This window comes from Tautonia sp. JC769, assembly GCF_040717455.1.
Classification (GTDB): domain Bacteria; phylum Planctomycetota; class Planctomycetia; order Isosphaerales; family Isosphaeraceae; genus Tautonia.
In genome coordinates this window covers 272795-279786 of the sequence record NZ_JBFEFH010000007.1, presented here as the reverse complement: position 1 = coordinate 279786, position 6992 = coordinate 272795, and the positions used below count along the sequence as shown (strand labels likewise).

The following is a 6992-nucleotide window of genomic DNA, read 5'->3' as shown; positions in this document are numbered from 1 at the left end:
CGGGCCGGAGCCGTCTCGGGCGGAGAGGGGGACGCCGAGCAGGTCGAGGGCGAGGGCCCAGGTGTCGGGGTGCCAGCCGTCGAGGCGCCGGAGGGAGTCGACCACCTCGTCCCAGCGCTCGAGGAGCCAGAGGACGCCGTGCTTCGATTGCAGGAGGGTCGGCTGGACGAGTTCGGGGCGTTTGGCAAGCGAGGCGGCCTGCTGGGCGATGGCGGCGGCCTGGTCGTCGTCCCAGGATTCGGAGGCGCGGGCAGCGCGTTCAAAGCGGGCGGCGCAGATGCGGACCTCGCAGAAGTCGAGGCGGACGGATTCGGCCACGAGGCGATCGAAGGCCCAGTCCTGCGCGGGGCCGGAGGGGTGGTAGTCGGGCCGCCAGAGGGATCGGCGATCGGCAATGGCCTCGGCCAGGGCGGCTGGCGGGTGGACGCCGACGCGGGAGAGGCCGTGCGTCTGGGCGTTCCGGCTCGATCGGCGTTTGCCCTCGGTCGAGGTCGGGCCGGTGGAGCGGAGGGCGTTGAGGCGATTGGCGAGGGTCTGTTTCAAGGTGGCGGCCATGAGGCGTGTCCCAGAGGAGGTGTCGGGCATCGAGAAGTGAAACGACTCCTGTCTGAAACAATCAGGAAAACGGGGAGGCTTAATTGCCTTTTTTTGGGAAAGGGAGATTTTGAGCCACGGATGGAACACGGATGGAACACGGATGGGAGGGGAGAATGGGAAAGAGGGGGTTGAGGGGGAGGTGTGGAGAGGAGGCGCTCGGGTGGCATGGCCACGTCCGCGTGGCCGTGCGAGGCGGGAGGGCGAAGCGGGACAGCATGCCCACGAGGCGTGGGCATGGCACCCGGCATGAATCGGGGAGGGGTCGCAGCGCTAGACTCGGGTAAATTTGCCCCAGGCCCAGGTGACGGCGAGGAACCAGGAGACGGCGAGGACGACGCAGAGGAGGCCCCAGGCGCGGGCTTCGAGCCCCTGGATGGGGGGGCGGCTTCGGACGCCCAGGACGATGCGGCCGACGACGATGATGGACACGCCGGAGAGGAGCAAGACAAGGCCGGGCGCGTATGAGAGCAAGATGAGTTCGAGCCCCATCGGTTTTCCTCCAGGAGCACCGGAATAACTCGGGATGGGAGCATTGAGGGTGGAAGGATTCGGATCGAGGGACGGAGCCCCTCCGACGAACGCATCCGGACGGTTCGGGCGAGCGGAACGGGGGCTAGACGGTGTCGCCGTTGAGGAAGACGGGGTCGCGGCGGATCTCGCGGCCGGTGCGGACCTCGAAGACGCGGATGGCGAGGGAGGGGACTTCGAGGACGGCGAAGCTGTAGGAGGTCTGGATGCCGGGCACGCCCATGACGGAGCCGGGGTTGACCAGGGTGCCGCGGCCGAGCTGGCGGTCGATCATGGGCAGGTGGGTGTGTCCGAGCACCAGGACCGAGGCGTCGGAATGGTCCCAGAATTGCGTGACCGATTCGGGCAGGGGTCGGTAAGGGGTGACGAACTCGGTATCGCTGGCGGGGGAGCCGTGGTGGACTTCGATGGTGACGCCCTTGATCGTCACCGAATACGAGGCGGGGAGCCGTTCGAGGAACTCCCAGGTGCTGTCCTGGAGGTTGGCGGGCCGCCAGCCGCGCGGGCCGAGGAGCTGCCGGCGTTCGAGGGCCCAGCGGTCGTGATTGCCCCGGACGCAGGGGATCGCCAGGCTCTGGACCCGGGCGACGGCGGCATCGGACTGATAGCCGTAGCCGATGAGGTCGCCGGTGCAGAGCAGCCGATCGACGCGCAGCGATTCCAGGTGCCGCAGGGCCGACTCCAGGGCTCGGGTGTCTCCATGAATGTCGCCGAGCAGGCCGATTTTCATCGTGTTCCGTTGACTGACCTCGACCTCCCCGATTCGGTCGGGGCGGAGAACTGGTACACTCCAAGGGGCTCGTCGAACGCCGGCACCCGATCGTGCGCGGGGAACGGCCGACGGTGAAGGACTCATTATCGTCCGGGACCTCTGTCATGGCCACGCCAATCCCGGCCGAGCTGCGTCGGACTCTGGTGCGGGAGCATCCCGAAGCCTGGGTGGATCACCTGCTCGGGGCCTTCCCTCCGGAGTATTGCGAGCGGTTCGACGCCGAGGCAATTTCGAGGCACCTGGGCTTGATCCGGGGGCTGGAAGTCGATCATCCGGTGCGATTGCGGGCCGAGCGCCTGCCCGAGGGGCCGGAGACCTGGCGCGTCGAGATCGCCGGCTACGACGCCTTCCAGCTGCTTTCGACGGTCTGCATGCTGCTGACGGTGGCGCGGCTGTCGATCGTCGAGGCGAGCATCTTCACGTCGGACCCGCCGGCCGAGGAGCCGGCGCCGGCGGGGGCGGGGGCGTCTCCTCGGCCGAGGCCGGCGGCGGCCGGGGCGGGCCGGTCGGCCTTCTGGCGGCCGGGGGCGTCTCGGCCGCAGCGATCGGCCCGCGAGCCGGACCGGAAGCGGAAGATCCTGGACGTGTTCACGGTCAGGCCGACGGGCGGGAGCGGGTCGCCGGACTGGAAGGCGTTCGAGGAGGAGCTGTCGGAGCTGGCGCAATTGCTGCGGCAGGGGCAGCACGACGAGGTGCATCACCGCCTGATCCGCCGGTTCGCCGCGGCGCTGGGGGACCGGCGTCCGATCGGCGGGCCGCTCGACTCGATCTTGCTGGAGATCTCGGCCGAAGGGCCGGAGACGCCGACCCGGATCGACGTGAGGGCGCGGGATAGTTTCGGGTTCCTGTCGCTGACGGCCTCGGCGCTGGCGCTCAGCGGCTTCCGGATCGTCAGGGCCGACATCTGCACGGTGGCCGAGCACGGCTGGGCCGAGGACACGCTCTGGATCACCGACCGGTCGGGGCGGCCGATCCTGGATGCCGATCGCCTGCTGGCCCTGAAATACGCCCTGATCCTGATCGAGCACTTCAGCACGAGGCTGCCGAGGGCGACCGACCCCGAATCGGCCTTGATCCACTTCAGCCGGTTCGCGAACGACCTGATGGCCCGGCCGGATCGGGCCCGGGAGTTCGCGGCGCTCGACCGGCCGGAGGTGCTCGACGCATTGGTGCGGGTGCTGGGGGAGAGCCGGTTTCTATGGGAGGATTTCCTGCAGTCGCAGCCGGAGAACATCCTGCCGTTGATCGACGACCCGCAGCGCTGGCGACGCAGCCCCGACCGCGACGAGCTGGCCCGCGACCTGGCCCAGCGCCTGGCGCGGGACGCCGACCTGGACGACCGGATCCGGGCCCTCAGGCGGTTCAAGGACCGGGAGATCTTCCGGGCCGACGTGCGGACGATCCTCGGCCTGAGCGACGGGCCGGAGGGCTTCGCCGACGAGCTGACCGACGTGGCCGAGGTGGTGGTGGCCTCGGCGCTGGAGTTGAGCCTGGAACGCCTGGGGCCGGAACGGCCCGAGCGGGGGGATGGGAGCCCCGTCCCCGTCACGATCTGCGCGCTCGGGAAGTTCGGCGGCCGGGAGCTGGGGTTCGCCTCGGATCTGGAGCTGATGGTCGTCTGGGATGACCGCGGGCTGGATGCCTCGGCCCGGGCGACGCCCGCTTCGGAGTACTTCGACCGGGTGGTGACGACGCTCCGCCAGGTGCTCGGGGTGCGACACGGGGCGACCTTCGAGCCGGATTTCCGCTTGCGGCCATACGGCAAGGGGGGGCCGCCGGCGACGGCCCTGTCGTTGTTTGAGACCTATTACCGCGCCGGGGGCGCGGCCTGGGCGTACGAGCGGCAGGCCCTGATCCGATTGAGGGCGGTGGCCGGCGATCGGGGGCTGGGCGCGTTGCTGGAACGGCATCGGGACGCCTTCGTGTACGGCCCCGAGCCGCTCGACCACGACGCCCTGCGGAAGATGCGCGCGATGCAGCTCCGGCAGCTCATCCGGCCGGGGACGGTCAACGCGAAGCTGAGCCCCGGGGCGCTGGTCGACATCGAATACGCCGTGCAGGCGATGCAGATTGCCCACGGCAGGGATGACCCGAACCTGCGCTGCCCGAGCACGCTGGGGGCGATCGAGGCGCTGCGGGAGGCCGGGCACCTCGACCGGGAGACGGCGAACACGCTGAGCGACGGGTGCCGCTTCTTCCGGTCGCTGATCGGTGCCCTGCGGGTCGTGCGGGGGAATGCGGAGGATCTGACGGTCCCGGCCTCCCCGTCGGATGACTTCGCCCAGTTGGCTCGCCGGATGCGGCTGAACTCGGCCGAGGCGCTCCGGGAGTCGTTGCAGAACCAGCTTGATACGGTCAAGGCGGCGTCCGAGCGGGTGCTCGAGACGCTCGATCCGTGATCGACCGCGGAGGAGTGTCGGGGGGGCCGGGGGCATGGCGACTCCCGTCGGATCCGACAGGAGCCTCGCTGCCCCAGCCACCGCGACGACCCGGCCGTCCCACGGCCTCGAGAGGCCCGGGCACACGGGGTCGATCGCGGCGGATCCTCCCTCGTGGAATCACGCAGGGCACCTCGCGGGCTCGGGGCCGGCCCTCGGGTGTTGAGGCGATCCCGCCACGCGCACGGGGATGGCTCCGGCCGGATCGCGGTCATCCGAGGGTGATCGGCGGTCAGATGGCGTCGGCGCCTCGTTCGCCGGTCCGGATGCGGATGCAGTCGTCCAGGGGAAGGATGAAGATCTTGCCGTCGCCGATGGTGCCCTCGGGCCCGCTGCGGGCGGCGTCGATGACGGCGTCAATCGTCGGCTCGACGAACTCGTCGTTGACGGCGATCTGCAGCTCGATCTTGCGCAGGAGGTTGACGGTGAACTCGTGGCCTCGGTAGACCTCGGTGAACCCTTTCTGCCGGCCGAAGCCCTGCACGTCCATCACCGTCAGGCGGTAGACTTCGACCTTGGACAGCGCGAGCTTGACGGCCTCGAGCTTGGTGGGCTGGATGATCGCGATGATCAGCTTCATGATTGGGTCGGTGTGCCGCTCCCATCGCCGCCGGGGCGGCCCGACTCGGGCCGACGATCGCCGGGGGCGTCCGGTGGATTCAAGAGGAGGAGGCCGATCCTCTCGGGATCGGGGGGGTTGATTCGTTCGGGGGCGGGGGTGGCGTCCCGCGGTCGAGCCCCCGACGCGACACCGCGTCGGGGGCCGGGGGAGATCAAGGGGCCGTCACCTCGGCGGGACGGGCGACGGGAGCAGCGGGTGCGACCCTGGACGAGGCCTTGCGGGCGGCCATCGGATATTCCTCGTAGGGCACCGATGCCTTGACCGTCGGGGCGAAGTCGGGGTAGGCCTCCGAGCCGTGCTCGCCGATGTCGAGGCCGCGCACCTCCTCCTCGGCCGAGACCCGAAGGCCCAGGGTCAGCTTGATCGCGCCGAAGAGGATCGCGCCGGTCGTGACGCAGAAGGCGAAGACCGCCGCGACGCCGATGAGCTGATTGATCAGCAGCCCGGCGCCGCCGCCGAAGAACAGGCCGTCGCCGGTCGTCTCCGGCTGGAAGCGGTCCTCGGCGAACAGGCCGAGCGCGATCGTGCCCATCGCCCCGCAGACGCCGTGGACGGAGATGGCGCCGACCGGGTCGTCGATGCGGACCTTGTCGAAGAAGAGGATCGACCCGACGACGAGGAAGCCGGCGGCCAGGCCGATCAGCGCCGCGGACCAGGGGGCGACGAAGGCGCACGGGGCGGTGATGGCCACCAGGCCGGCGAGCACGCCGTTGAAGGTCATGCTGATGTCCGCCTTCTTGAACAGCATCCACGACAGGACCATCGCCCCGATGGCCCCGGTGACGGCCGCCATGTTGGTCGTCAGGGCGATGTGCGCGATGTCGGGCGTGGCGGCCATGGTCGAGCCGGGGTTGAAGCCGAACCAGCCGAGCCAGAGGATGAACACGCCGAGCGCGGCCATCGGGATCGAGTGGCCGGGGATCGGGTTGACCTTGCCGTCCTTGGTGAACTTGCCGATCCTCGGGCCGAGGAACAGGGCCCCCATCATCGCCAGCCAGGCGCCCGTCGAGTGCACGACGGTCGATCCGGCGAAGTCCCACATGCCCAGCCCGGCGAGCCAGCCGCCGCCCCAGATCCAGTGGCCGACGACCGGATAGATGAAGGCGCTGATGATGAAGGAATAGATCAGGTAGGAGTGGAACTGCGTCCGCTCGGCCATCGCCCCGGAGACGATCGTGGCCGCCGTCCCGGCGAAGACGAGCTGGAACACGAACTTGGCGGCCAGCGGGACGCCCGACCAGGCGATCGAGCCGTAGACGCCCTCGTACCCCTCGCCGTCGAGCGCCGGCGAGTTGTCGGCCCCCGACAGCAGCCAGCCCTGGGTGCCGAACAGGCCGTTGCCGTCGCCGAACATGATGGCGAACCCGAAGATCCAGAAGCCGAGGGTGGCCAGGGCGAAGTCGCCCAGGTTCTTCATCATGATGTTGTTGGTGTTCTTGGCGCGGGACAGGCCGCCCTCGACGTAGGCGAAGCCGGCCTGCATGAAGAACACCAGGAAGGCGGCGAGCATCACCCAGAGGGTGTCCAGGGCGACCTGCTGATTGGCCACCACGGTGGCCAGGTCCTCCTCCTGCGCCATGGCAGGCGGGGCCAGGGCGAGGAGCAGGCCGGCCGTCACGGCCAGCGCCTTGAAGAGGGTCCGGTTCCCGCGGCGTTGCATCGGTCAGTTCCCTCGGGACAGGTCGATCGTCGGCGAGTCGGGGGTAGGCCGTCGGACGCCGATCGGCGACGTCAGGGCGCCTCCCGCCCTGGAGGAGGGCCGCCATGCGATCGATTCGTTGATGAATCGTGGGGAGGAGGGCGGATGCCCGGCGGGCCTCGACGGCGCGCTCCGCCTCCGGGATGGCTTCCTCGCTAAGAACATTCCGTGCCGCGAGCCGGGGCGAGGCGAGTTATTCTTCCTTAAGTGTCGTCTTTGCAACGACATCGGGAATGATCGCGGGGGGGAGCCCGGGGGATTGGATCTGGTCGTTGCTGCCTCGTTGTGCGTGGCTGCCGGTTTTGCGGGCGGCGGCGCACGGCGCGCGGCCGAGGC

Annotated in this window: 5 protein-coding genes and 1 pseudogene; 1 reads left to right on the top strand and 5 read right to left on the bottom strand. The window is 69.8% G+C overall.

What is annotated here, in order from left to right:
* The 3 genes and pseudogenes from AB1L88_RS10250 to AB1L88_RS10240 form a co-directional block, all read right to left on the bottom strand.
* Nucleotides 1-555, bottom strand: a pseudogene (locus AB1L88_RS10250) (hypothetical protein); the annotation flags it as partial.
* A 312-nt stretch (nucleotides 556-867) separates the two neighbouring features.
* Complete coding sequence (locus AB1L88_RS10245; protein ID WP_367096556.1) at nucleotides 868-1086, bottom strand: hypothetical protein; 219 nt, start codon at nucleotides 1084-1086, stop codon at nucleotides 868-870.
* A gap of 124 nt (nucleotides 1087-1210) precedes the next feature.
* Nucleotides 1211-1855: a metallophosphoesterase family protein gene (locus AB1L88_RS10240; protein ID WP_367096555.1), complete on the bottom strand. Its 645-nt coding sequence runs from the start codon at nucleotides 1853-1855 to the stop codon at nucleotides 1211-1213.
* Between the two features lie 146 nt (nucleotides 1856-2001).
* Between AB1L88_RS10240 and AB1L88_RS10235 the strand changes: the two genes are divergently transcribed.
* Nucleotides 2002-4296, top strand: coding sequence for a hypothetical protein (locus tag AB1L88_RS10235; RefSeq protein WP_367096554.1), 2295 nt, complete (start codon nucleotides 2002-2004; stop codon nucleotides 4294-4296).
* Nucleotides 4297-4567: 271 nt separating this feature from the next.
* On the opposite strand, the gene AB1L88_RS10230 is transcribed toward AB1L88_RS10235, so the two are convergent.
* Both AB1L88_RS10230 and AB1L88_RS10225 read right to left on the bottom strand, forming a co-directional pair.
* Nucleotides 4568-4915, bottom strand: a complete 348-nt coding sequence (locus AB1L88_RS10230; protein WP_367096553.1) for a P-II family nitrogen regulator — start codon at nucleotides 4913-4915, stop codon at nucleotides 4568-4570.
* A 193-nt stretch (nucleotides 4916-5108) separates the two neighbouring features.
* Nucleotides 5109-6617, bottom strand: a complete 1509-nt coding sequence (locus AB1L88_RS10225; protein WP_367096552.1) for an ammonium transporter — start codon at nucleotides 6615-6617, stop codon at nucleotides 5109-5111.
* Nucleotides 6618-6992: the final 375 nt, after the last annotated feature.